The organism is Pseudomonas sp. NPDC089396 (genome assembly GCF_044749545.1).
In the GTDB taxonomy this organism is placed as follows: domain Bacteria; phylum Pseudomonadota; class Gammaproteobacteria; order Pseudomonadales; family Pseudomonadaceae; genus Aquipseudomonas.
On the sequence record NZ_JBIVIC010000010.1, the window covers coordinates 139,402 to 162,884 of the forward strand.

General features: G+C 64.7%; 21 protein-coding genes and 1 pseudogene. 15 read left to right on the forward strand and 7 right to left on the reverse strand.

Annotation, left to right across the window (positions count from 1 at the left end):
- Window positions 1-89: 89 nt before the first annotated feature.
- From fabB to ACIPZB_RS19415, 5 genes and pseudogenes are all read right to left on the reverse strand, one after another.
- Window positions 90-1,310, reverse strand: a complete 1,221-nt coding sequence (fabB, locus tag ACIPZB_RS19395) for a beta-ketoacyl-ACP synthase I (protein WP_008089110.1) — start codon at window positions 1,308-1,310, stop codon at window positions 90-92.
- 11 nt (window positions 1,311-1,321) lie between these two features.
- Window positions 1,322-1,837 (reverse strand): 3-hydroxyacyl-[acyl-carrier-protein] dehydratase FabA, encoded by a 516-nt coding sequence (fabA, locus tag ACIPZB_RS19400; RefSeq protein WP_008089108.1) that lies wholly within the window; start codon window positions 1,835-1,837, stop codon window positions 1,322-1,324.
- Between the two features lie 201 nt (window positions 1,838-2,038).
- Window positions 2,039-3,971, reverse strand: a pseudogene (locus tag ACIPZB_RS19405) (ATP-binding protein).
- Window positions 3,968-4,858 carry an ABC transporter substrate-binding protein gene (locus ACIPZB_RS19410; protein ID WP_400642142.1) on the reverse strand — a complete coding sequence of 297 codons (891 nt, stop codon included), beginning with the start codon at window positions 4,856-4,858 and terminating at the stop codon, window positions 3,968-3,970. Before ACIPZB_RS19410 ends, ACIPZB_RS19405 begins: the two are co-directional and overlap by 4 nt.
- Window positions 4,858-7,005, reverse strand: a complete 2,148-nt coding sequence (locus ACIPZB_RS19415) for a TonB-dependent receptor plug domain-containing protein (protein WP_400642143.1) — start codon at window positions 7,003-7,005, stop codon at window positions 4,858-4,860. Before ACIPZB_RS19415 ends, ACIPZB_RS19410 begins: the two co-directional genes overlap by 1 nt.
- A gap of 137 nt (window positions 7,006-7,142) precedes the next feature.
- Between ACIPZB_RS19415 and ACIPZB_RS19420 the strand changes: the two genes are divergently transcribed.
- From ACIPZB_RS19420 to ACIPZB_RS19490, 15 genes are all read left to right on the forward strand, one after another.
- Window positions 7,143-8,168 carry an NAD(P)H-dependent glycerol-3-phosphate dehydrogenase gene (locus tag ACIPZB_RS19420; protein WP_400642144.1) on the forward strand — a complete coding sequence of 342 codons (1,026 nt, stop codon included), beginning with the start codon at window positions 7,143-7,145 and terminating at the stop codon, window positions 8,166-8,168.
- Window positions 8,169-8,209: 41 nt separating this feature from the next.
- Window positions 8,210-8,557 carry a DUF4389 domain-containing protein gene (locus ACIPZB_RS19425; RefSeq protein ID WP_400642145.1) on the forward strand — a complete coding sequence of 116 codons (348 nt, stop codon included), beginning with the start codon at window positions 8,210-8,212 and terminating at the stop codon, window positions 8,555-8,557.
- Window positions 8,554-9,012 carry a phosphohistidine phosphatase SixA gene (gene sixA, locus ACIPZB_RS19430; RefSeq protein WP_400642146.1) on the forward strand — a complete coding sequence of 153 codons (459 nt, stop codon included), beginning with the start codon at window positions 8,554-8,556 and terminating at the stop codon, window positions 9,010-9,012. The genes ACIPZB_RS19425 and sixA overlap by 4 nt, the downstream gene beginning before the upstream one ends.
- Before the next feature lie 100 nt (window positions 9,013-9,112).
- Complete coding sequence (locus ACIPZB_RS19435) at window positions 9,113-9,499, forward strand: hypothetical protein (protein ID WP_400642147.1); 387 nt, start codon at window positions 9,113-9,115, stop codon at window positions 9,497-9,499.
- A gap of 94 nt (window positions 9,500-9,593) precedes the next feature.
- Complete coding sequence (locus ACIPZB_RS19440; RefSeq protein ID WP_400642148.1) at window positions 9,594-10,382, forward strand: alpha/beta fold hydrolase; 789 nt, start codon at window positions 9,594-9,596, stop codon at window positions 10,380-10,382.
- Window positions 10,379-11,233 carry an alpha/beta fold hydrolase gene (locus ACIPZB_RS19445; RefSeq protein ID WP_400642149.1) on the forward strand — a complete coding sequence of 285 codons (855 nt, stop codon included), beginning with the start codon at window positions 10,379-10,381 and terminating at the stop codon, window positions 11,231-11,233. Before ACIPZB_RS19440 ends, ACIPZB_RS19445 begins: the two co-directional genes overlap by 4 nt.
- A gap of 109 nt (window positions 11,234-11,342) precedes the next feature.
- Window positions 11,343-12,125 (forward strand): DUF4892 domain-containing protein, encoded by a 783-nt coding sequence (locus tag ACIPZB_RS19450; protein ID WP_400642150.1) that lies wholly within the window; start codon window positions 11,343-11,345, stop codon window positions 12,123-12,125.
- Window positions 12,126-12,137: 12 nt separating this feature from the next.
- The gene (locus ACIPZB_RS19455) at window positions 12,138-13,190 is read left to right on the forward strand and encodes an AI-2E family transporter (protein WP_400642151.1); all 1,053 of its coding nucleotides are present in this window, start codon (window positions 12,138-12,140) and stop codon (window positions 13,188-13,190) included.
- A gap of 238 nt (window positions 13,191-13,428) precedes the next feature.
- Window positions 13,429-13,518, forward strand: coding sequence for a K(+)-transporting ATPase subunit F (gene kdpF, locus ACIPZB_RS19460; protein ID WP_008089084.1), 90 nt, complete (start codon window positions 13,429-13,431; stop codon window positions 13,516-13,518).
- Window positions 13,519-13,527: 9 nt separating this feature from the next.
- On the forward strand, window positions 13,528-15,222 hold the full coding sequence (gene kdpA, locus ACIPZB_RS19465; protein ID WP_400642152.1) for a potassium-transporting ATPase subunit KdpA: 1,695 nt from the start codon (window positions 13,528-13,530) through the stop codon (window positions 15,220-15,222).
- A gap of 10 nt (window positions 15,223-15,232) precedes the next feature.
- Entirely contained in the window at window positions 15,233-17,287 is a 2,055-nt protein-coding gene (kdpB, locus tag ACIPZB_RS19470; protein ID WP_400642153.1) for a potassium-transporting ATPase subunit KdpB, read from the forward strand.
- A gap of 11 nt (window positions 17,288-17,298) precedes the next feature.
- Complete coding sequence (kdpC, locus tag ACIPZB_RS19475; protein ID WP_400642154.1) at window positions 17,299-17,850, forward strand: potassium-transporting ATPase subunit KdpC; 552 nt, start codon at window positions 17,299-17,301, stop codon at window positions 17,848-17,850.
- Window positions 17,851-17,992: 142 nt separating this feature from the next.
- The gene (locus tag ACIPZB_RS19480; RefSeq protein WP_400642155.1) at window positions 17,993-20,647 is read left to right on the forward strand and encodes a DUF4118 domain-containing protein; all 2,655 of its coding nucleotides are present in this window, start codon (window positions 17,993-17,995) and stop codon (window positions 20,645-20,647) included.
- Window positions 20,644-21,339: a response regulator gene (locus ACIPZB_RS19485; protein WP_400642156.1), complete on the forward strand. Its 696-nt coding sequence runs from the start codon at window positions 20,644-20,646 to the stop codon at window positions 21,337-21,339. Before ACIPZB_RS19480 ends, ACIPZB_RS19485 begins: the two co-directional genes overlap by 4 nt.
- Before the next feature lie 211 nt (window positions 21,340-21,550).
- The gene (locus tag ACIPZB_RS19490) at window positions 21,551-22,267 is read left to right on the forward strand and encodes an SDR family NAD(P)-dependent oxidoreductase (RefSeq protein WP_400642157.1); all 717 of its coding nucleotides are present in this window, start codon (window positions 21,551-21,553) and stop codon (window positions 22,265-22,267) included.
- A gap of 88 nt (window positions 22,268-22,355) precedes the next feature.
- On the opposite strand, the gene ACIPZB_RS19495 is transcribed toward ACIPZB_RS19490, so the two are convergent.
- Window positions 22,356-22,931 carry a PIN domain-containing protein gene (locus tag ACIPZB_RS19495; protein ID WP_400642158.1) on the reverse strand — a complete coding sequence of 192 codons (576 nt, stop codon included), beginning with the start codon at window positions 22,929-22,931 and terminating at the stop codon, window positions 22,356-22,358.
- The gene (locus ACIPZB_RS19500; RefSeq protein ID WP_400642159.1) at window positions 22,928-23,395 is read right to left on the reverse strand and encodes a helix-turn-helix domain-containing protein; all 468 of its coding nucleotides are present in this window, start codon (window positions 23,393-23,395) and stop codon (window positions 22,928-22,930) included. Before ACIPZB_RS19500 ends, ACIPZB_RS19495 begins: the two co-directional genes overlap by 4 nt.
- Between the last annotated feature and the right edge of the window lie 88 nt (window positions 23,396-23,483).

Below are 23,483 nucleotides of genomic sequence, written 5' to 3' on the forward strand. Positions count from 1 at the left end.
GCCGGCTTGCCGGCGATAGGGCCGGTGCAGTCAGTGCAAAAAAAACGCCCCGAACCAGTCGGGGCGTTTTCATTTACTGCATCAAGGCCTTACTTGCCTTCCCAGCGCTTGAGCACCAGGGTGGCATTGGTGCCGCCAAAGCCGAAGCTGTTGCTCATGACCGTGTCGATCTTCGCGTTCTCTTCAGTCTTGCGCAGGATCGGCAGGTCGGCGACCTCCGGGTCCAGCTCGTCGATGTTGGCGGAGCCGGCGATGAAGTTGTTCTCCATCATCAGCAGGCAGTAGATCGCCTCGTGCACGCCAGCGGCGCCCAGCGAGTGACCGGACAGGCTCTTGGTCGAGCTGATCTTCGGCGCTTTGTCGCCAAATACGGCGCGAACACCCTTGATCTCGGCAACGTCACCGACTGGAGTCGAGGTGCCGTGGGTGTTCAGGTAGTCGATCGGGGTGTCGACGGTGGCCAGCGCCTGCTGCATGCAGCGGATGGCGCCTTCGCCGCTCGGGGCGACCATGTCGTAGCCGTCGGACGTGGCACCGTAGCCAACGATTTCGGCGTAGATCTTGGCGCCACGGGCCAGCGCGTGCTCCAGCTCCTCGACCACCACCATGCCGCCACCGCCAGCGATGACGAAGCCATCACGGTCAGCGTCGTAGGCGCGCGAGGCCAGTTCCGGGGTGTCGTTGCGCTTGGTCGACAGAGCGCCCATGGCGTCGAACAGGAACGACTGGCTCCAGTGCTCTTCTTCACCGCCGCCGGCGAAGACGATGTCCTGCTTGCCCCACTGGATCTGCTCCAGCGCGGTACCGATGCAGTGTGCCGAGGTAGCGCAGGCCGACGAGATCGAGTAGTTCAGGCCCTTGATCTTGAACGGAGTGGCCAGGCACGCCGACACGGTGCTACCCATGGTGCGGGTGACGCGGTAGGGTCCGACGCGCTTGACGCCTTTCTCGCGCAGGGTGTCCAGCGCTTCCATCTGGTTCAGGGTCGAGGCGCCGCCGGAGCCAGCCACCAGGCCGGTACGCGGGTTGGAAACCTGCTCTTCGGTCAGACCGGCGTCCTTGATCGCGTCCTGCATCGCCAGGTAGGCGTAGGCAGCAGCGTGGCCGACGAAGCGGAAGACCTTGCGGTCGATCAGTTCTTCGAGGTTGAGGTCGATGGAGCCGGAAACCTGGCTACGCAGCCCCTGTTCCTTGTATTCCGGGTTGTAACGGATACCCGGACGGCTGTTGCGCAGGTTTTCGGTGACGGTAGCTTTGTCATTGCCCAGGCACGATACGATGCCCAGACCAGTGATAACGACGCGGCGCATGCGAATAACCCTTAGAAATTGTCAGTGGAGGTGAACACGCCGACCCGCAGGCCTTCGGCAGTGTAGATCTCGCGGCCGTCAACGCTGACCGAGCCATCGGCGATGGCCATGTTCAGCTTGCCCTTCAGGACGCGCTTGATGTGAATGTTGTAGGTGACTTTCTTGGCAGTAGGCAAGACCTGGCCGAAGAACTTCACTTCGCCCGAACCCAGCGCGCGACCGCGGCCTGGCAGACCCTGCCAGCCGAGGAAGAAGCCGACCAGCTGCCACATGGCATCGAGGCCCAGGCAGCCTGGCATCACCGGATCACCTTCGAAGTGGCAGGCAAAGAACCACAGGTCCGGGGTGATATCCAGCTCGGCGACCAATTCACCCTTGCCGTACTTGCCACCTTCTTCGCTGATATGGGTGATGCGATCGACCATCAGCATGTTCGGCGCGGGCAGTTGCGCATTACCTGGGCCGAACAGCTCACCGCGACTGCAGCGCAGCAGATCTTCCCGAGTAAAGGCGTGTTGTTTGGTCATGCGAGCTCCTCAATAACCCCCTGTGGCAGGGGATGAATCTTCCCGGCCAACCCGGCATCTCTCCGGGCGGCAGCCTACAGGTAGACTATTGCGTTGTGGTGAAAGTCACAGCGCACCTGGCGAAAGAAGTACAGGTGTGCACTGAAACGTCTATTTTCAGGGCCGACGAGGGTCCTGTCCAGTCCTTAAGACTGCCGCACTTTAGCATTTATCGCCAGTCGCGGCTGTCTGGCCGGGTTAACCAGCGCTGCAATACCCGCTGCAGGTCCGTGCGGCGGAACGGTTTGCTCAGGTAATCGTTCATCCCGGCGGCCAGGCAGCGCTCTCGGTCGCCCTGCAACGCATTGGCGGTCAGGGCGATGATCGGTAGGTGAGCGGTGCCGGGCAGCAGGCGGATGCGCCGGGTGGCCTCATAGCCGTCCACCTGGGGCAGGCGGCAGTCCATCAGCACGGCGGAAAAGCGCTGCTGGCTGACCTGGTCGACCGCCTGTATGCCGTCATGGGCCACGCTGACTTCCAGGCCCAGGCTGCGCAACATGGCCTCGATGACACTTTGATTGACCGGATTGTCCTCCACCAGCAGGATGCGTTCGCCCTCGGCCATCGGCTCCAGCTCCAGCGCACTGCCTGACAAGGTCGCCGGCGTGGGGTTGGCCAGGGTCAGTGGCATTTCCAGGGTAAAGGTCGACCCCAAGCCTTCGCGGCTTTCACCGCGCAGCTTGCCGCCCATGCGTTCGGCCAGGGTACGGGCGATCGACAGGCCCAGGCCGGTACCGCCATAGCGGCGAGAAATCGAACTGTCGGCCTGCTGGAAGGCGATGAACATCATTTCCAGGCGTTCGTTGTCGATCCCGATGCCGGTGTCGCGCACGCTGCAGGTAAACCACAGTTGCTGGCGGTCGAGCATTTGCCAGCGTGCTTCAACCAGGATCTGGCCGCGTTCGGTGAACTTCAAGGCATTGCCGACCAGGTTGAGGAGCACCTGACGTATCCGGGTCGGATCGCCTACCACCTGCAGCCGCTCGGCGTCGGCAGGCAATTGCAGGTGCAACCCCAGGCCGCGCTGCTGCGCGCTGTGCTGGAACGACTGCACGCTGCTGGCGATCAGCTCGCCCAGGTTGAAGTCGATGTGCTCCAGCTCCAGGTTGGTGCGCTCGATCCGCGAGAAATCGAGGATGTCGTTGATCACCTTCAGCAGGTGCCCGGTGGATTCGCTGGCGACTGCCGTGTAGTCGGCCTGCTCGCTGGTCAACTGAGTGGTTTCCAGCAGTTGCAGCATGCCCAGCACACCGTTCATGGGCGTGCGCAGCTCGTGGCTCATCATCGCCAGGAATTCCGACTTGGCGCCGTTGGCCTGCTCGGCTTCCTCACGGGCCTGGATCAGTTGGGCAATCGCCTGCTTCTGTTCGGTGCTGGCCTGCTCAAGGGCGCTGGCCAGGTTGTTGATGTGGCGGGCCAGGTGGCCCAGCTCGCTGTCGTCGACCACCGGCAGCGGCGCATCGTATTCACCCTGCTGAATGGCCTTGACCGCGTGGCCCATGTCGCTGATCGGCTTGGCCAGGCTCAGTGCCAGGCGGCGGGCAAGCAGAAAGGTGAACAGCAGGGCGAACAGGGCCAGGATCCCGGCCTTGATCACGATTTCCTGTTGGCGCTGGCTGAACGCGTCATCCGACATGCCGACGATGACCCGCCCCAGGTAGTCGTCACCGATGGCCGTTGGCGGTGTCCTGCCTTGCTGCAGGAAGTCGTTGTCGAGGCGGATTTGCTGCAGCCGGATCGGGGCCTGGAACACTTCCACTCGCTGCGCCCGATTGTTGCTTTCATCGGACTGCTCGACGTACACCAGGATGTGGTTGCGGCCGTCCTGCACTTCCAGGAAGCGCACATGGGGAATGCTCAGGGTGGCGCGCATCAGGCCTTCGAGCACTTCATTGTTGCCGGAGATCACCCCGTACTCGGAGGCCGGCGCCAGCTGGTTGGCGATCAGCTGCCCAGTGTGGTTGAGCTCCTGGCGCAAATCCTGGATGCGCACGAAGGTGAAGAAGCTGATCAGCAGCAAGGTCAACAGCAGTGCAGGGCCCAGGCTGATGATCTGGGTGCGGGTATGGATGTCCCAGCTCAGGCGTTTGCTCATGGGTTGGGTTCTCCTTCTGCCAGGGCCTTGGCAGTGGCCTTCTGATCGATCGGTTCAAGGCCCAGGGCACGGGCTACCTGCTGGTTGCCGCTGACCCTGAAATGTGTCGGGTAGAGGCCGCGCGGCCAGCGTGAGGGCGCAAGGTCAAGCAACTGGTCGAGCACCCTCAGCCAGTCGTCCTGATCGCTGTAGGTGCTGGCCAGGGCGCCGGCGCGGACGAAGCCCGCGTTCGGGCCGATCAGCGCCATCTGCCGGCCGTAACTGCTGAGCAGCAGGTTTTTCGCGGTCTTGGAGTTGTACAGGTCAGGGTCGTCAAGACCAAGCAGCACATCGCTGTTGCCCAGCAGATGTTGCAGTGGCCTGCTGTCGCGCTGGTCCGGCCAGTCCTGGGCGACGATCTCCAGGCCGAGCGGGCGCGCCGCCAAGCGCAGTTCGTCGAGCAGGAAGTGGCTCTGCTCGCCATACAGGACGCCAATGCGCTGGGCCTGGGGCAGCAGGTAGCGGGCCAGGCGCAGTTGCCGGGCCAGGGGCGGGTCACTCCAGAGCAGGGTCAGGTAGGCGGGGCGCGACTTTCCCAGGCGCTGATGAGCCTGTACCCGGCTGATGCGCATGGCCAGGGCGGGGGGGCCGGCGGCTTCACCCAGGCGCCACTCCAGCGCGGCGCTGTCGAGCAGCACCAGGCGCAGGTCGGCCTTCAGCTGACTGGGGCGGGGCAGCTCGGCGACGGTCTGGAACCTCACCTTGTCATGGCTGCGACGACTTTCAAGGGCCGTGGCGAAGCTGCGTATGCCGGGCTGATCCTCGCCACCGACCACCAGGATTTCGCTGGCGGACAGCGAACCCAGTGGCCACAGGCAGAACAGCAGCAGGCACAGCAGGCGGGCCATCAGAACTCCAGCTCCGCGCTCACGCTCAGGCGGTGGCGGCTGTCGTAGAGGTTCTGCTCGGTGGTGGTCGGCTCATCGTCCAGGCGTTGCTGCCACAGGGCGGCCAGCTCCAGGTTGCTGCTCTGGATGCGAAACCGCTTGGCCAGGCGAAGGTCGAGGCGCTCGTAGCGGTACTGATTGAGGGCATCGTCGCCATAGTAGAACAGCGAGCTCGACCAGCCATCGCCCCATTCGCGCATCCAGCCAGCCGAGCCACTGTTGCGGGCGGTGTTGGCGCTGTCGGCGGGGTTGCTGGCCCAGGCGTCGACGTAGGCATAGGTGAAACGCAGGCGGTCGCGGCGGGTCGCACGCCAGTCCAGCTGGGCTTCGCTGCCGCTGAACCGGGCCTTGTTGGCGTTGCTGGCAATGTACTGGTTGTTGCGCAAGGGCTCGCTGATCATTCCGGTGATTTCGTCGTAGAACAGCTTCACATCCATGCTCAGGTCCAGTTCGCTGAACTGGCCGTTGTAGCCCAGCTCGCGAGAGCGCATGCGCTCCTGGTCGAGGTCTCCAGGGCCACGGGTCTTGACGAAGTATTCGCCATGCTGCTCGCCGAAGCGATTGGCGGTCAGGTTCTTGACCGTGTAGCTCCAGTTGACGTTGTTCTCGAACATGTCGGGCGAACGCACCGCCTCGGAGTACACCGCGCGCAAACCGTGGCGCGGGGTGATCAGGTAGTTCACCGCCATGCGCGGGGTCAGGGAGCTGCCGGACAACTTCGAGTCTTCGAGCATCGCGCCGCCCTGAAGGATCCAGTGCTCGTCGGCGCGCCATTCGAGCTGCCCGAACAGGCGCCAGGTCTGGTCGTCGAGGCTGCCGTTGAAGTAGGTCTGCGAATCGGCGCGATCATAGCGAAAGTTCATGCCGCTGAGCAGGCGCAGGCTGTCGGTGAGGCTCAGGGTGTCCTGGATCTCCAGGTCGTAGCGGGTTTCCCGGGTGCTCTGGTCGACATCGCCGCAGACGGTATCACTGCCGCCTTGGCTCCATTGCGCCTTGGCCTGTGTCAGGAGTTCGCCGAGCCTAGGGTCTGTAGTAATCGGCAAATTGCCTGTCGATAGATTGCGTGCCACTTTTTCGGCGAAGTCCGGGTTCAGCTGCCAGAGCTGCGTCAATGCCGGGCTGAACGCCATCAGGGCATCGCAGGCGCGCCAGACCTGCTGGCGGTCAAAGTGCTGGGCCGAGCCCTGGATGTACAGGCTGTGCTCTGGATTGAAGTCGACGTTCCAGCGCACTGAACCGGCGTAGTCCTTGGCGTTGACATCGGCGTCGTTGCCCGCGGCATAGCGGCCGAACACGGGTTGGTAGGTGTAGGGGCGCTGGTTGCTGCCTTCCTTTGCCGCCAGTTGCCATTCCAGGGTCTGGTTCGGCGCCAGGGTATGGCTGACGCTGAGGTTGAAGCGGTTCAGGCGGCGGCTGTCACGGTAGTCCTGGCCGAACTGGTTTTCATCGAAGCCGTCGTCCTTCTGTCCCGACACCGAAAGGCGCAGGTCGCCGCCGTCCCAGCCCAGGCCGTGGCTGAGGTAGTAGTCGTCGATGCCATTCTCACCGCGGGTCAGCTTCATGCGTGTGCCATGGCTGTCGGCCGGGTTGCGGGTCAGGATGTTGACCACCGCCATCAGCGCATTGGCGCCGTAGCTGACGGTGTTGGGACCGCGGAACACCTCGATGCGCTCGATATCTTCCAGCGCCACCGGGATGTCGCTCCAGTCCACCGTGGCCAGGCCCGCGCGATACACCGAGCGGCCATCGATCAGCACTTGCATGCGCCGTGCTTCGTTGACATTGGTGCCGTGGTAGTTGACGGTCGGCTGGTTGCCAGCGCCGTAGCCGATCATCATGCCCGGCACCAGACGCAGCAGGTCAGGGATGTCGCGGGCACCGCTGGCGCGGATCAGTTCGCTGTCCAGCACGGTCATGCTGCCCGGCACCGCTGCCGGGGATTGTTTCAGTCGCGTGGCGGTCAGAACCTGGGGCAGATCGGCGTTGTCGATGAACAAGTCGTTGGCTGCTGCCTGGCCGCCGAGCAGGGCGGTCAGCAGCAGCAGGCGAGGGTAGGGGGGCGTGCCAGGGACCACGGTACGGCCTTGTCTCAGAGTTGAAACAGGCATGTTAACTGACCATGGGGGTTTTGCCAGTGCGGCAAATCACCGTTCTGTGAAAGGGCCGGCGCTGCTACTGGTTCTGACGCAGGCGCGCCGTATAATGGCCAGGTCGCCACTTAACTTATGGCTTTAATGGATTGAATATGACTGGACAGCAACCTGTTGCAGTTCTGGGAGGCGGCAGCTTCGGCACCGCCGTGGCGAACCTGCTGGCCGAGAACGGCGTGCCGGTGCGCCAATGGATGCGCGACCCTGAGCAAGCCGAGGCGATGCGCGTCAATCGCGAGAACCCGCGCTACCTTAAAGGTATCCGTCTGCACGATGGGGTCGAGCCGGTCAACGACCTGCTGGCTACCGTGCAGGCCAGTGACTTGATCTTCGTTGCCTTGCCCTCCAGTGCCCTGCGCAGTGTACTGGCACCACACGCCGAGCTGCTGCGTGGCAAATACCTGGTCAGCCTGACCAAGGGTATCGAAGCGCAGAGCTTCAAGCTGATGAGCCAGATTCTCGAAGAGATCGCGCCCCAGGCGCGCATCGGCGTGCTGTCGGGGCCGAACCTGGCCCGCGAGATCGCCGAGCATGCGCTGACCGCCACCGTGGTCGCCAGCGAGGACGAAGCACTGTGCCAGCGCGTTCAGGCCGTGCTGCACGGGCGCACCTTCCGCGTCTATGCCAGCAGCGATCGCTTTGGCGTGGAGCTTGGCGGCGCGCTGAAGAACGTCTACGCCATCATCGCTGGCATGGCCGTGGCCTTGGGCATGGGCGAGAACACCAAGAGCATGCTGATTACCCGCGCGCTGGCCGAAATGACCCGCTTTGCCGTGAGTCAGGGTGCCAACCCCATGACGTTCCTCGGCCTGGCCGGGGTCGGCGACCTGATCGTCACCTGTTCCTCGCCCAAGAGCCGCAACTACCAGGTCGGCCATGCCCTGGGTCAGGGCCTGAGCCTGGAGCAGGCGGTCAATCGCCTGGGCGAGGTGGCCGAAGGGGTCAACACGATCAAGGTACTCAAGGCCAAGGCCCAGGAAATGCAGGTCTACATGCCGCTGGTAGCCGGCCTGCACGCCATCCTGTTCGAGGGTCGTACATTGAACCAGGTGATCGAACACCTGATGCGCGCCGAACCGAAGACCGACGTCGACTTCATTTCCACCAGCGGTTTCAACTGAGCCTGCAGCGCATTGAATTGCCTTCAGCCAAGGAGCGATACATGAACGATACCCCCGAGCGCGCGCAGCGCGAATCGATCATCCTGCGCGTGCTGTGGATGCTGGTGTTTCTGGTGGTCTGGCAACTGGCCGAGCTGTTGCTGGGCGGCCTGGTGCTGGTTCAGCTCATCTACCGGCTCATTTATGGCGCACCGAGCGCCAGTCTGATGAACTTCGGCGACAGCCTTAGCCAGTACCTGGCGCAGATCGGCCGTTTTGGCACCTTCCACACCGATAACAAGCCCTGGCCGTTCGCCGATTGGCCGGCCCCGCGCGCGCCTGAAGGTGAAGCACCGCACGCCGTGGCCCCTGCACCGCATCCGGTGCGCGACGAGGAACCGAAGCTGTGAAACTGTGGATTTTGCGCCATGGTGAAGCGGAGCCGCGTGCCAACACCGACGCCGAGCGGCGGCTGACGGCCCACGGCCGCGAACAGGTCCTGCACAGCGCCGCGCGGCTGCTCGGCCAACCGTTGCAGGCGATCATCGCCAGCCCTTACGTGCGTGCCCAGCAGACCGCGGCGCTGGTGCATGACACCTTGGGCTTTGCCGAGCCCGTGCGCACCGTGCCCTGGCTGACGCCTGACAGCGATGTGCAAGAGGTGATCGCAGAGATCGAGCGGCTGGGCCTGGAGCAGGTACTGTTGGTCAGTCACCAGCCACTGGTGAGTACGCTGGTCGGCATGCTCGAGCATGGCCACGGTCAGCAATCACCGCCCATGAGCACCGCCAGCCTGGCAGAGCTTGAGGGCGACTGGCCATTGGCCGGGCTGATGACCCTGCGCGCGGTCAGTTCGCCAGCCTGATCGGCGGCAACTGGCATTTTTGTCAGTTGTCGCCGCATCGGTACCCTTGCTAGCGTTGCCCTCAGGTCAATCCGCCGCTGAACCTGGCAGGGAGTCTTTGATGAGTGGTCTGATGCCAGAGCTGTTGCGTTCGCTGGATCTGCAGCCCATGGTGGAAAAGATCGGCGAAGGTGCCGTACTGGACTTTGTCGAGTACAGCCTGCTGCGCGAGTCGGCTGACGCCAAGCTGTATCACCTGCTGGCCAAGGTGTGCAGCGCCAGCCAGCGGGCTGAGGCGAGCAACCGGCAAGGCGAAGAGAACCTGCGCAAGCTGCAGGAAGCCTGTCTGCGTGTCACCCACCTGTTGCAGGCCAGTTGCCTGGCGTTGCGACGCCTGCAACTGGACCATCAGGACCAGCGCCTGGCTCGCGAGGCCTTGGAGAGCCAACTGGCCTACATGCAGGCCTGTTTGCAGCGCTCACTGGTCAGTTTCGACAGCAGTGCCTGACCTTATCACCCTTGGCGATGACCTTTCCGGACGTTGCCGAGTGGCGGCAGGATGCCGACAATGGGCCAACATTTCTCGGTCCGGACCAGGCGCCATGTCGCAGCAGATCTTCTTCGCCCACGCCAACGGTTTTCCCTCGGCCACCTACGGCAAGCTGTTCGCTGCCCTGGCGCCGGACTACGAGGTCGGATACCTGGCCCAACATGCCCATGACCCACGCTTCCCGGTGAACGAGAACTGGCAGAACCTGGTGGATGAGCTCCTGCACCACCTGGCCCGGCAGGAGGGGCCGGTGTGGGGTGTGGGCCACTCCTTGGGGGGCGTGCTGCACCTGCATGCGGCCTTGCGCTGCCCGCAATACTACCGGGGTGTGGTGATGCTGGATTCGCCGGTGCTGACCCGTGCCGACCAATGGTTGCTGCGTACCGCCAAGCGTTTCGGCTTCATCGACCGCATCACTGCGGCAGGGCGTACCCTGGGGCGGCGTGAGGTCTTCACCGACCGCGACAGTGCGCGCGACTACTTCGCCAGCAAGACCCTGTTCCGCCATTTCGACCCCGACTGCCTCGAAGCGTATCTGCAGCATGGCCTGGAGGAGGCGGAGCAGGGGCTGCGACTGCGCTTCGATCCGGCCACCGAAATCAGCATCTACCGCAGCATCCCCCACGCAAGCCCCGCCCCCGCGCGCCAGCTGCAGGTGCCGCTGGCGATGGTCCATGGCGATCGCAGCAAGGTGATTCGCCGCCATCACACGCTGGCCGTGCGTGGCATGCCCAAGGGCGAATACCACAGCGTGTCCGGTGGCCACATGTTCCCCCTGGAGCGGCCGACCGACACCGCCAGCCTGATCAAAGGCCTGTTCGACCGCTGGAACCAGGCATGAGCGCGCAGGTCGAGGAAATCCGCCTGAGCCTGGGTCATATCGAGCTGGCCGCTCACCTGTTCGGCCCCGACAACGGCCTGCCGGTGATCGCCCTGCACGGCTGGCTGGACAACGCCAACAGCTTCGCCCGCCTGGCACCGCAACTGAAGGGCCTGCGCATCGTTGCCATCGATCTGGCCGGGCATGGTTACTCCGAACACCGGCCGCCGGGGGCCGGTTATGCCCTGGCCGACTACGCCCACGACGTGCTGCGGGTTGCCGAACAGCTGGGTTGGCAGCGTTTTGCACTGCTCGGCCATTCGCTGGGGGCGATCATTTCGGTGCAGCTGGCCGGCGCGTTGCCCGAGCGGGTCAGCCATCTGGCTTTGATCGACGGGGTCATTCCGCCGACCGGTGCCGAGCAGGATGCCGGCGAACGCCTGGGCATCGCCTTGCAGGCCCAGTTGCGCCTGGATGGCAAGCGCAAGTCGGTCTACCAGACCCTGGAAGAGGGCGTGCAGGCGCGCATGAAAGGCATGGTCGCCGTCAGCCGTGAGGCTGCCGAGCTGCTGGCCCAGCGTGGGTTGATGCCGGTGCCTGGCGGTTACAGCTGGCGCAGCGACAGCCGCCTGACCTTGCCATCCCCGGTGCGCCTGAGCCAGGCCCAGGCGATGGCCTATGTGCGCCGGGTGAGCTGCCCGGCCAGCCTGGTGCTGGCCGCCGATGGCATGCTGGCGCGCCACACCGAGTTGCTGGAGCAGCTACCCTTTGCGCAGACCGTGTTGCCCGGGGGGCATCACCTGCACTTGAACGATGAACAGGGCGCGACCCTTGTTGCAGACTGTTTCAATCGCTTCTTTGGCTTTGCTTGACTTGCATCGGACAAGTGTCGAGGCTTGGCGGGTTGAACAGGGAGACAACCATGTACATGCCAGACATCCATCAACTTTTCATCGGCGCCGCGTGCGGCATGGGTGGCCGATGAGCATTCGAGTTCTCATCGCCGGCTGCCTGGGGCTGGCCAGCCCGTTGCTGTGGGCCGGCAGCCTGCCCGTTCCGGTGGATGGCAAGGTCGTCGACCAACGCCCTGCCGTGGAGCAGGAACGCATCTACCCCATGGGGCCGCTGCGCAAGATCAGCGGCCGCCTGCGCGTCGACGACAAGGTCGAAAGCCGTGGCCAGGTCAGTTCGGTGACCTATGAACTGCCCGTCGAGCGCACTGCGCGCGAAGCGTTCACCAGTGCCCGCGAAGAGCTGCAGCACGCTGGTGGCTACCCGCTGTTCTGGTGCCAGGGCCGCGACTGTGGCGAAGCCAGCCTGTGGGCCAACGATGTGTTCGGCAACGCCCGACTCAATGGCGGTGACGAGCAGCAAGCCTTCATCCTGCTGCGCCGCTCCGCCGAGGAGGCCGACACCCTGGTCGCGCTGTACAGCGTCACCCGCGGCAACCGCCGCGCCTACCTGCACGTGGAGGAGTTCGTCGCCGGCAGCCCGCTCGGTGACCTGCTGCCCACGGCCGCCACGGTGCTGCGCGAAATGCGCGACACCGGCAAGCTCGACTACCCTGACCTGAGCGTCCCGCAGCCGGCCTGGGTGACGTTGCTCAGCCGCAGCCTGAACCTGGACAGCACCTTGCGCGCCAGCCTCAGTGGCGCCCAGGCCGAGGCCTGGCGCGAGCAATTGGTCAAGGCCGGGGTGCGCAGCAATCGGCTTGAAGTCGGCAGCGCCCCAACCGATGGCCTGCATCTGGAACTGATCCGTTGAACGAGTGCCACCATGGCCAACAATGACCGCCTGTTGATCCAGATCGTCCTGCTGGCCTTGCTCGGCGCTGCACTCTGGGTGATGGCCCCCTTTATTTCAGCCTTGTTGTGGGGCGCCATCCTGGCCTTTGCCAGCTGGCCGTTGATGCGCTTGCTGACGCGGGTGCTGGGCGGGCGTGAAACCCTTGCCGCGAGCCTGCTGACCATGGCCTGGATCCTGATCGTGGCGCTGCCGCTGGTATGGCTGGGTTTCAACCTGGCGGACCATATCCGCGACGCCACTGCCTTCGTGCGTGACGTGCAGGTCGATGGCCTGCCTGAGGCGCCGGACTGGCTGGGGGGCATCCCCCTGGTCGGCGAGCGACTGGTGCGCTGGTGGCAATCCATGGATCAGCAGGGCGCTGCGCTGATTGCCTCGATCAAGCCTCACCTCGGCCAGGTCGGTAACTGGCTGCTGGCACGCAGTGCACAGATCGGCAGCGGGATGCTGGAGCTGTCCTTGAGCCTGGTCTTCGTGTTCTTCTTCTATCGAGACGGCCCGCGCCTGGCGGCGTTCGTCCTCCGGCTGCTGCAACGATTGGCGGGTGAGCGCGCCGAGTACTACCTGGAGCTGGTGGCCGGTACCGTGCAACGGGTGGTCAACGGCGTGATCGGCACCGCCGCGGCCCAGGCGCTGCTGGCGCTGATCGGCTTCCTGATCGCCGGGGTGCCGGGGGCCATCGTGCTGGGCCTGGTTACCTTCATGCTCAGCCTGATCCCCATGGGGCCGCCGCTGGCCTGGATACCGGCGACCGGCTGGCTGGTGTGGAAGGGTGAGTACGGCATGGCCGTGTTCCTGGGCCTGTGGGGCACCTTCGTCATCAGTGGCGTGGACAACGTGCTCAAGCCTTACCTGATCAGCCGGGGCGGCAACTTGCCGTTGGTGATCGTTTTGCTGGGCGTGTTCGGGGGGTTGATTGCCTTTGGCTTCATTGGCCTGTTCATCGGGCCGACCTTGCTGGCGGTGGGGTACAGCCTGCTGCTGGACTGGAGCCGCAACGCGGGGCAGCAGACGCCGCAGCGCTAGTCTGTACGGGCCCTATCGCCGGCAAGCCGGCTCCCACAGGAACCCCACCGGCCTTGAGAGCGGTGGAAGACCCTGTGGGAGCCGGCTTGCCGGCGATGAGGCCCGTAAACCCACCCCAAAAGCCTGATCTTTACGCTTTCTTTATCCCCACCCCCCTCCCTCGATCTCGCCCCTTTACGCCCTTCCCACGGACAATTTCCCCAAAGCGGCCCAAGCCGCACCACGGGGAGTTCCACTCATGCACATGCTCGACGGGCTGTCACTGCTTCTGGCAGTGGCATTGGCGATATACCTGCTGGTGGCGCTGCTGCGCGCCGATCGCAGCTAGGGAGCGGCCATGCACAGTTACGACTTCGCTTTGCTGTTGGCGTTCTTCGCCATCGTGCTGCTGCCGGCACCTTGGCTCGGACGGTTCTACTACAAGGTCATGGAGGGCCAGCGAACCTGGCTGACGCCACTGCTCGGCCCCGTCGAACAAGGTTGTTACCGATTAGCCGGGGTACGCGCCGAACAGGAGCAGAACTGGAAGCAGTACGCCCTGGCGCTGCTGGCCTTCAACCTGGCCGGTTTCCTCCTGCTGTTCGCTGTCCTGCTGTTGCAAGGCTACCTGCCCCTGAACCCGCAACACCTGCCGGGCCAGGAATGGTCACTGGCCTTCAACACCGCCGTGAGCTTCGTCACCAACACCAACTGGCAGGCTTACAGCGGCGAGGCCTCGGTCAGCTATCTGAGCCAGATGCTTGGCATGACCGTGCAGAACTTCGTCAGCGCCGCTACCGGCCTGGCCGTGCTGGTAGCCCTGTGCCGGGGTATCGCCCGCCGCTCGACCAGCAGCCTGGGCAACTTCTGGGTCGACATGACCCGCGCCACCCTCTACGGCTTGTTGCCGTTGTGCCTGGTGCTGGCGCTGCTGCTGGTGTGGCAGGGCGTGCCGCAAACCTTCGCCGACTACGCCCATGCCGTGACCCTGCAAGGCGCCGACCAGAGCATCCCGCTCGGCCCGGCCGCCAGCCAGATCGCCATCAAGCAACTGGGCACCAACGGCGGTGGCTTCTTCGGCGTCAACTCGGCGCATCCGTTCGAGAACCCCACAGCCTGGAGCAACCTCTTCGAAGTCGCTTCGATCATCCTGATCCCGGTCGCGCTGGTGTTCACCTTCGGCCATTACGTCAAGGACCTGCGCCAGAGCCGGGCGATCCTGGCCTGCATGCTGAGCCTGTTCCTGATGGGCGGTGCTACCGCACTGTGGTCGGAGTACCAGCCGAATCCGGCGCTGCAGAGTGCCCAGGTTCAGCAGGATGCGCCCATGGAAGGCAAGGAGAGCCGTTTCGGCACCACCGGTTCGGTGCTGTGGACGGTGACCACCACCGCCGCGTCCAACGGTTCGGTCAATGCCATGCATGACAGCCTTAACCCACTCACCGGGATGGTGGCGATGGTCAACATGATGGTGGGCGAGGTGATCTTCGGCGGCGTGGGTGCCGGGCTCTACGGCATGTTGCTGTTCGTGCTGATCGCGGTGTTCCTGGCAGGCTTGATGATCGGCCGCACCCCGGAATACCTGGGCAAGAAACTGCAGGCGCGGGAGGTGCAGCTGCTGGTGGCTACCTTGCTGGTGATGCCGGTCGGCGTGCTGGTGCTTGGCGCCATCGCCGCCAGCCTGCCTGGCCCGGCGGGTGCGGTAAGCAACCCGGGCGCCCATGGCTTCAGCCAGTTGCTGTACGCCTACACCTCAGGCACCGCCAACAACGGTTCGGCGTTCGCCGGTTTCGGTGCCAACACGGTGTTCCACAACCTGATGATCGGCCTGGCCATGCTCATTGGCCGCTTCGGCTACATCCTGCCGATCCTGGCCTTGGCCGGCAGCCTGGCGGCGAAGAAAAGCGCGCCCCAGGGGCTGAACAGCTTCCCCACCCACGGCCCGCTGTTCACTGGCCTGCTGCTGCTGACCATCCTGCTGGTCGGTGGCCTGACCTTCCTGCCGACCCTGGCCCTGGGGCCAATCGCCGAACACCTGAGCCTGGGTTTCTGAGGAGCTGACCATGAACATGCCCATTCCTGAAGTGAACGCCCAGCACAGCGCCAAGGACCAGACGCGCTTCGCCGCACTCTGGCGCCCGGCGCTGGTGCAAGCCTTCGTCAAGCTTGACCCGCGCCAGCTCAAGCGTTCGCCGGTGATGCTGGTGGTGGCCCTGACGGCCGTGTTGACCACCGTGCTGTGCTTCGCCCCCGGCAATGGCGTGAGCACGGCGGTTGCCGTGCAGATCGCGCTGTGGCTGTGGTTTACCGTACTGTTCGCCAACTTCGCCGAAGCCCTGGCTGAAGGCCGCGGCAAGGCCCGCGCCGACAGCCTCAAGGCCGGTAGCCAGGGCCTTACCGCGCAGCGCCGCCGGAATGATGGTTCGTTTGAAACCGTCGCCGCTGCCCAGCTGCGCAAGGACGACGTGGTGCGGGTCGTGTCGGGCGAGATGATCCCTGCTGACGGCGAAGTGCTCGAAGGCATCGCGGCGGTCAACGAGTCGGCCATCACGGGTGAATCTGCGCTGGTGATTCGTGAGTCCGGCGGTGATCGCTCGGCGGTGACCGGCAACACCCGGCTGGTCTCCGACTGGCTGTTGATTCGGGTCACCAGCAACCCCGGCGAGTCGACCCTGGACCGCATGATCGCCCTGGTCGAGGGCGCCAAGCGGCAGAAGACCCCCAACGAGATCGCCCTCGACATCCTGCTCATCGGCCTGACCCTGATCTTCCTGATCGTGGTGGTGACCCTGCAGCCGTTCGCCCACTTCGCCGGTGGCAGCCTGCCGCTGATCTTCCTCGCCGCGCTGCTGGTGACGCTGATCCCGACCACCATCGGTGGGCTGCTGTCGGCCATCGGCATCGCCGGCATGGACCGGCTGGTGCGCCTGAACGTGATCGCCCGCTCCGGCCGCGCGGTGGAAGCGGCCGGTGACGTGCACACCCTGATGCTCGACAAGACCGGCACCATCACCTTCGGCAACCGTCGTTGCAGTGCGCTGCATGCCGCTAGCGGCGTCACTGCCAGGGAGCTGGGAGAGGGCGCGTTGCTCGCATCGCTGGCCGATGACACCGCCGAAGGCAAGTCGATCGTCGAGTACCTGCGCCAGTTGCACGACTTCGTCGAACCAGGCGCCGAGCAGTTTGAAGCCATTGCCTTCAGCGCCGAGACGCGCCTGTCGGGCATCGACTTCCAGCAACATCGTTACCGCAAAGGGGCGGTCGACGCGGTGCTGGCCTTCGTGGGCATGCAACGCCTGGAAATGCCGGTCGCGCTGGCCCGCGAAGTCGAGCGCATCGCCCAGAGCGGTGGCACGCCGCTGCTGGTGTGCGTCGACAAGCGCCTGCTCGGCGTGATTCACCTCAAGGACGTGGTCAAGCCTGGCATCCGCGAACGCTTCGCCGAATTGCGCAAGCTGGGCATCCGCACGGTGATGGTAACCGGCGACAACCCGCTGACCGCCGCCGCCATCGCCGCCGAAGCCGGCGTGGATGACGTGCTCGCCGAAGCCACACCGGAGAAAAAACTCGCACGCATCCGCCAGGAGCAGAACGACGGCCGCCTGGTGGCCATGTGTGGCGACGGTGCCAATGACGCGCCGGCGCTGGCCCAGGCTGACGTCGGCATGGCCATGAACGACGGCACCCAGGCCGCGCGCGAAGCGGCCAACATGGTCGACCTGGACAGCGACCCGACCAAGCTGCTGGACGTGGTGCAGGTCGGCAAGGAGCTGCTGGTGACCCGGGGCGCGCTGACCACGTTCTCCATCGCCAACGACGTGGCCAAGTACTTCGCCATCCTGCCGGCGCTGTTCGCCGCCATCTACCCGCAGCTCGGTGTGCTCAACCTGATGCACCTGGCGAGCCCGCAGAGCGCGATCCTCTCGGCGATCGTGTTCAACGCGCTGATCATCATCGTGCTGATCCCCCTGGCCCTGCGCGGCGTGCGCGTGCAAGCGGCGAGCGCGGCGCACCTGCTGCGGTGCAACCTGCTGATCTACGGGTTGGGCGGCATCGTCGTGCCGTTCGCCGGGATCAAGCTGATCGACCTGCTGCTCAACGCCCTGCACCTGGTCTGAGGAGGCCAACCATGAACGCTTATGTACGTCCGGCGCTGAGCCTGATCCTGCTGATGACCGTGGTCACCGGTGCGCTGTATCCGCTGGCGGTGACCGGGATCGCCCAGGTGGCCTTCCCGGAACAGGCCAATGGCAGCCTGGTGCGCGATGAAAAGGGGGAGGTGCGTGGCTCTGCACTGATCGCCCAGGATTTCCAGGGCGATGGCTGGTTCCATTCGCGGCCTTCGGCGGGGGCTTATGCCACCGTGGCCAGCAGTGCCAGCAACCTGTCGCCGAGTAACCCGGCATTGGCCGAGCGGGTGGCCGGTGATGCCGCGAAGTTGTACCAGGCTGGGCAGGGGCCGGTGCCACAGGCTTTGCTGACCACATCCGGCAGCGGTCTGGACCCGCATTTGCCGCCGCAGGCCGTGGCCTATCAGATCCCGCGCGTGGCGGCGGCGCGGCAGGTGCCGGCAGAGAGGTTGCAAGGCTTGCTCGAAGAGGCCACCCTCCACCCATTGATCGGACCGCCTGTGGTCAATGTGCTGGCGTTGAACCAGGCGCTGGAGAAGTTGGGACAGTGACAGTGGGGCCGCTTCGCGGCCCAATCGCCGGCAAGCCGGCTCCCACAGGATCGCCACAGGGCTTGAGTAGTGTGGGGCCCTTGTGGGAGCCGGCTTGCCGGCGATGGCCTGCGAAGCAGGCCCAACCATTGAAGGATGAAACATGAGTAACGCAGCCCGCGCCGACGCGCTGTTGGCCAACCTCCCGCGCGAAGGCCGTGGCAGGCTCAAGGTCTTCCTCGGCGCTGCCCCCGGCGTCGGCAAGACCTACGCCATGCTCCAGGCCGCCCACGCCCAGCAACGCCAAGGCGTGCACGTGCTCGCCGGGGTGGTCGAAACCCACGGCCGCGCCGAAACCGAGGTATTGCTCGGCGGCCTGCTCCAGCAGCCACCGCTGCGCAGCGAGTACCGCGGTGTCACCCTTGAGGAAATGGACCTCGACGGCCTGCTCAAGGCCGCGCCCACCCTGGCCCTGGTCGACGAACTGGCCCATACCAACGCCCCCGGCAGCCGGCACGCCAAGCGCTGGCAGGACGTTCAGGAACTGCTTTCTGCCGGCATCGACGTGTACACCACGGTCAACGTCCAGCACCTGGAAAGCCTCAACGACAAGGTCCGCGACATCACCGGTGTACAAGTGCGCGAAACCCTGCCGGACTGGGTGCTGCAGGAAGCCTTCGAGCTGGTGCTGATCGACCTGCCGCCGCGTGAACTGCTCGAACGCCTGCGAGAAGGCAAGGTGTATGTCCCCGAGCAGGCGAGGGCGGCCATCGATGCGTACTTCTCGCAAACCAACCTCACCGCCCTGCGAGAGCTGGCCATGCAGACTGCTGCGGCTCAGGTCGATGCCGATCTGGCCCATGGCTACCGTCAGCGCGGCCAGGAAGCGCCCGCCCTGCGAGGGCGGCTGTTGGTCGGCGTCGACGGTGACGACCAGGCCGAGCGCCTGGTGCGCCATGCCAGCCGGGTAGCGCAGCGGCGCCACCTGCCCTGGAGCCTGGTCCACGTGGACAACGGCCGGCTGCGCGACGAAACCGCCCGCCATCGCCTGCAGGCTGCGCAACAGCTGGCCGAGCGGCTCGGGGGCGAAGTGGTGGTGTTGCGTGCCGGCGAAGTGGCGCGCACGCTGATCCAGCACGCCACCGAGCGCCGCGCCAGCCTGGTGCTGGTGGGGCAGTCCCGTGACCGACTGCGTCGGCGTTTGTTCGGCGCCGGGGTGGCGGCGCGGCTGTTGCGGGAAAGCCACGGCCTGGAAATCAACGTGCTCGACCGCGACGTTCAGCCGGTGCCTGCCAAGGCGGCGGTGCAACGGGTGTGGGTGTGGCGTCACTACCTGTTGGCATTGCTCGCGACCGTGCTGGCGGCAGGGTTGTCATGGGGCGTGTCGAGTGTGCTGGCATTGCCCAATATCTCGCTGGTGTTTCTCGCCGCCGTACTGCTGGTGGCGGTGCGCAGCAGCCTGGGCCCGGCGCTGGCCTGCGCGGCCATGTCGTTCCTGACCTACGACTTCTTGTTCATCCCGCCGAATTTCTCGTTCAGCATCCAGCGCGAAGAAGACGTGCTGACGGTGGTGTTCTTCCTGCTCATGGCCGCCCTCACCGGCAACCTGGCCGCCCGCCAGCGCAGGCAGCTACAGGCCCTGCGCGAGACCCAGGCGCAGACCAGCCAACTGCTGGACCTGTCACGCCGCCTGACCGTCGCCACCGACCGCCAGGCAGTGTTCGACGCTGCCGGCCAGCACCTCAACGGCTGGCAGGACGTGCAAGTGTGCCTGCTCGAACGCAACGCCGAAGGCCTGCTGCACCTGGCCAGCGGCGAAGCCCACGCCCTGGGCGACAACGAGCGCGCCGCCGCCGAATGGGCCTGGCAGCACGGCCAGGCCGCCGGGCATGGCAGCGACACCTTGCCCAATGGGCGCTGGTGGTGGTGGCCGCTGGCCGTCGATGACCACCCCTTGGCGCTGCTCGGCGTGCGCCCGCAATCCGGCGAACCCCTCAGCGCCCAACGCCGGCGCCTGCTCCAGGCCCTCGGCCAGCCCCTGGCCCAGGCGCTGGCCCGTGCCCGCCTGGCCGAGCAGCTGGAGGCCGCGCGTTTGCATGGTGAAACCGAACAATTGCGCAGCGCCTTGCTGGCGTCGGTGTCCCACGATCTGCGCACCCCGCTGACTGCCATGCGCGGCAGCATCGACAGCCTCTTGGCGCTGGGCGAAGCCATCCCCGCCGAAGACCGTCGCGAGCTGCTGGAAGGCACCCGCGACGAAGCCGAGCGCCTCGACCGCTATATCCAGAACCTGCTCGACATGACCCGCCTCGGCCACGGTGGCCTCAAGCTCGCCCGCGACTGGGTCGCCCCGGCCGATATCGTCGGCAGCGCCCTGAACCGCCTGCGGGTGGTGCTGGCACCGTTGCGCGTGCACACCGATGTGCCCGCCGAACTGCCACTGCTGTTCGTGCATGCCGCCCTGATCGAGCAGGCACTGATCAACGTGCTGGAAAACGCCGCGCGCTTTTCCCCCGCCCAAGGCCGACTTGAGTTGCAGGTGTCGGTGCACGACGAGCAGCTGCGTTTTGCCGTCAGCGACCAAGGCCCCGGCATCCCGGTGCTTGAGCGCGAGAAGATCTTCGACATGTTCTACACCGCTGCCCGCGGCGATCGAGGCGGGCAGGGCACCGGCCTGGGCCTGGCGATCTGCCAGGGCATGATCGGCGCCCACGGCGGGCAGATCCTGGTCAGCGAAGGCATCGATGGCCAGGGCACCTGCATCACTCTATGCTTGCCGCTGCCCCAGCAACCCGAAGACGAAGGCGAAGCCCCATGAGCCAGTCCGCCACCCTCCTGGTCATCGACGACGAACCGCAGATCCGCAAGTTCCTGCGCATCAGCCTGACTTCCCAGGGCTACAAGGTGATCGAGGCGGCCACCGGCGGTGAAGGGCTCACCCAGGCCGCATTGGCCAAGCCCGACCTGGTGGTGCTTGACCTGGGCCTGCCGGACATGGACGGCCAGCAGGTGCTGCGTGAGTTGCGCGAGTGGAGCTCGGTGCCGGTGATGGTGTTGTCGGTGCGGGCCAGTGAGGTGCAGAAGGTCGATGCACTGGATGGCGGGGCCAATGACTATGTGACCAAGCCGTTCGGCATCCAGGAATTCCTCGCACGGGTGCGCGCGCTGTTGCGCCAGGTGCCGCAATCCGGCGGGGGGGAAGTGGCGGCGAGCTTTGGGCCACTGACCGTGGACTTTGCCTTTCGCAAGGTGACCCTGGAGGGCGTGGAGGTGGCGCTGACCCGCAAGGAGTATGCGCTGCTGGCGTTGTTGGCCGGGCATCCGGGACGGGTGATTACTCAGCAGCAACTGCTCAAGGACATCTGGGGGCCGAGCCATGTGGAGAACACCCACTATCTGCGGATCGTGGTGGGCCATCTGCGGCAGAAGCTTGGGGACGACCCGACGGCACCGCGATTCATCATTACCGAGGCAGGGGTCGGTTACAGGCTCGTGGCACCGGCCGGCTAGCGCCTGCACCGCGGTGCATGGCCAGGGCTTCGCCCTGGTTCGCGGGGCAAGCCCGCTCCCACAGAGAATGCGCTGTTCTTGAGTCTTGTGATCTTCTTGTGGGAGCGGGCTTGCCCCGCGAACACCGGCGAAGCCGGTGCCATCCAGTGCTTGACCTCAGGTTAACTTGAGGTCTCAGGCTGTCGACTTCGCTTGCAAGGAAGAACACAGCATGAAGACGATGGTAGTAGGTGCCAGCAGGGGCTTGGGCCGTGCGCTGATCGAGGGGCTTGGCAAACCCGGGGACACGCTCATTGGTGTATCGCGATCGCAGCCCAAGGACCTGAAGTGCTCCCCAGGCACAAGCCTGGCGTGGATCGAGGCAGACCTGGCGGAGCCGTTGGCTGCGGTTGAACAGATCGCTGAACAGGCACCCAAAAAGCTGGATGTACTGATCTACAACATAGGCATCTGGGAAGATCTGGCATTCAGCGAGGATTACAGGTTTCTGAATGACAGCGATGCATCGATCAGCAAGCTGGTAGACGTGAACATCACGGCCACGCTACTGCTGCTCAAGCGCCTGGTGCCCAGGTTGCTCGCCTCTTCCAGGCCCCAGCTCATCCTGACCGGTTCCACTTCGGGCCTGCGCCAGAGCGGGCGCCCGGAGGTGGCATTCGGTGCCAACAAGTTCGCCCTCAATGGCATGGCCGATGCGCTGCGCGAAGGGTTCAGGCAGCAGAGCCTGGCGGTGACGGTGCTGCATCTGGGGTATCTGAATACGGATGATGCGTTGTGCATGCCGCTACAGGAGGCTGCGCAGCGAGGGGGTGGCGAGCGAGTGCCCGTGCACGATGTGGTGACCATGGTCGATGCGCTGTTGCGCTTGTCCACGGCTTCGTTCGTGCGTGAGCTGGTCATGCCGGCGATTGCAGATGAGCGGTTCTGAAAAGGGCAATCCGGGGTTCAGCGCGAATGCCGCAGCCCCTCCAGCCAGCATTTGAAAAATGCGAACGCAATCGGAACCTGTCCCCAAATCAGATGAGGAATTTAAATTCCGATAGCAGTTTTACAGACTCGGGCAGTTTCTGTTGAAGCAGTCTATCCAGGTATTCCTGCACGCTGTGAGGTGGGGTCTTCAACGACATTCGTTGCCGTTGGGCCGCTTCGAGCACTGCCGCCTTGTCCAAATCCCACAGGTCAGCGATGAAATCGTCAGGATGGAGGGGTTCGATATCGAATCTGCCAAGCACAGCGGCGGGGAAATCCTTGAGATTGAACGTGACGATTACCGAGGCGTTGCACTTGATCGCGGCAGCGAGAACATGGCGGTCATCTTCATCCGGTAAATCCAGCCCTTCGACCAGCGGTTCGTAGTCGGTGACGAGTGCGTCCGGCACCGCTGCGTCCATGAGTGCTGACGTGCGGTCCACTTGCACGCGGCTTAGGTCCGGGCGATTGAGGAGTAGGTTGCGCTTCCACTCCTCGTGGATGTTTGCCGACCAGCGTGCGCGGTACACGCCAGTCAGAGCAAGGTTCATCAGAAAATCACGCAACGGGGCGGGATACAAAACGTTCGCGTCATAGAGAGCAGTGAAGGGCGAATGCTTCATTCGTACCCCATCCGTAAATCCTGCGCCTGCGCAGCTAGAGCGTCCATTGCACTGCGGCTGGCGCTATCGCGCTTATCTTTGTAGGCCACCAGGTCAGAAAACTTGACCCGGCGATGACGGCCAGTCTTTGTGTGTGGAATGACGGCTTCATCAAGCAACTTCACCAGGTGTGGGCGGGAGACGTTGAGCAAGTCGGCAGCTTCCTGGGTGGTCAGCTCCGCGTGGATCGGAACGACCTTGACGGAATTGCCCAGTGCCAGCTCACTGAGAATTTCGCCGAACAGACGAAGTGCAAATGTGGGTACCTCAACGACCTGACGCTGGTTGTCTTCGTTGAGCAGCTCAATCCGTTGGGTTTCCGATTTTGTCGACAGGAAAGCGGCTAGCGTGCGGCTCGATTCGACTGCCACGGCAATCTCTTTCTCATCAGGAAGTACATTGCGAGAGAGGTCGGCGGTGGTCATTGGTATCTCCGAAGCGGTATCGATAGGAGGGCGTTGCGTCTGCGCAATTGCCTGGATTCGAGTTATATTCGAAATATTCGAAAATCGC

Excerpts from the sequence above, each read along its gene's own strand:
- fabB (WP_008089110.1), bottom strand. The coding sequence starts at position 1,310 with ATGCGCCGCGTCGTTATCACTGGTCTGGGCATCGTATCGTGCCTGGGC.
- fabA (WP_008089108.1), bottom strand. The coding sequence starts at position 1,837 with ATGACCAAACAACACGCCTTTACTCGGGAAGATCTGCTGCGCTGCAGT.
- ACIPZB_RS19410 (WP_400642142.1), bottom strand. The coding sequence starts at position 4,858 with ATGGCCCGCCTGCTGTGCCTGCTGCTGTTCTGCCTGTGGCCACTGGGT.
- ACIPZB_RS19415 (WP_400642143.1), bottom strand. The coding sequence starts at position 7,005 with ATGCCTGTTTCAACTCTGAGACAAGGCCGTACCGTGGTCCCTGGCACG.
- ACIPZB_RS19420 (WP_400642144.1), top strand. The coding sequence starts at position 7,143 with ATGACTGGACAGCAACCTGTTGCAGTTCTGGGAGGCGGCAGCTTCGGC.
- ACIPZB_RS19425 (WP_400642145.1), top strand. The coding sequence starts at position 8,210 with ATGAACGATACCCCCGAGCGCGCGCAGCGCGAATCGATCATCCTGCGC.
- ACIPZB_RS19435 (WP_400642147.1), top strand. The coding sequence starts at position 9,113 with ATGAGTGGTCTGATGCCAGAGCTGTTGCGTTCGCTGGATCTGCAGCCC.
- ACIPZB_RS19440 (WP_400642148.1), top strand. The coding sequence starts at position 9,594 with ATGTCGCAGCAGATCTTCTTCGCCCACGCCAACGGTTTTCCCTCGGCC.
- ACIPZB_RS19445 (WP_400642149.1), top strand. The coding sequence starts at position 10,379 with ATGAGCGCGCAGGTCGAGGAAATCCGCCTGAGCCTGGGTCATATCGAG.
- ACIPZB_RS19450 (WP_400642150.1), top strand. The coding sequence starts at position 11,343 with ATGAGCATTCGAGTTCTCATCGCCGGCTGCCTGGGGCTGGCCAGCCCG.
- ACIPZB_RS19455 (WP_400642151.1), top strand. The coding sequence starts at position 12,138 with ATGGCCAACAATGACCGCCTGTTGATCCAGATCGTCCTGCTGGCCTTG.
- kdpF (WP_008089084.1), top strand. The coding sequence starts at position 13,429 with ATGCACATGCTCGACGGGCTGTCACTGCTTCTGGCAGTGGCATTGGCG.
- kdpA (WP_400642152.1), top strand. The coding sequence starts at position 13,528 with ATGCACAGTTACGACTTCGCTTTGCTGTTGGCGTTCTTCGCCATCGTG.
- kdpB (WP_400642153.1), top strand. The coding sequence starts at position 15,233 with ATGAACATGCCCATTCCTGAAGTGAACGCCCAGCACAGCGCCAAGGAC.
- kdpC (WP_400642154.1), top strand. The coding sequence starts at position 17,299 with ATGAACGCTTATGTACGTCCGGCGCTGAGCCTGATCCTGCTGATGACC.
- ACIPZB_RS19480 (WP_400642155.1), top strand. The coding sequence starts at position 17,993 with ATGAGTAACGCAGCCCGCGCCGACGCGCTGTTGGCCAACCTCCCGCGC.
- ACIPZB_RS19485 (WP_400642156.1), top strand. The coding sequence starts at position 20,644 with ATGAGCCAGTCCGCCACCCTCCTGGTCATCGACGACGAACCGCAGATC.
- ACIPZB_RS19490 (WP_400642157.1), top strand. The coding sequence starts at position 21,551 with ATGAAGACGATGGTAGTAGGTGCCAGCAGGGGCTTGGGCCGTGCGCTG.
- ACIPZB_RS19495 (WP_400642158.1), bottom strand. The coding sequence starts at position 22,931 with ATGAAGCATTCGCCCTTCACTGCTCTCTATGACGCGAACGTTTTGTAT.
- ACIPZB_RS19500 (WP_400642159.1), bottom strand. The coding sequence starts at position 23,395 with ATGACCACCGCCGACCTCTCTCGCAATGTACTTCCTGATGAGAAAGAG.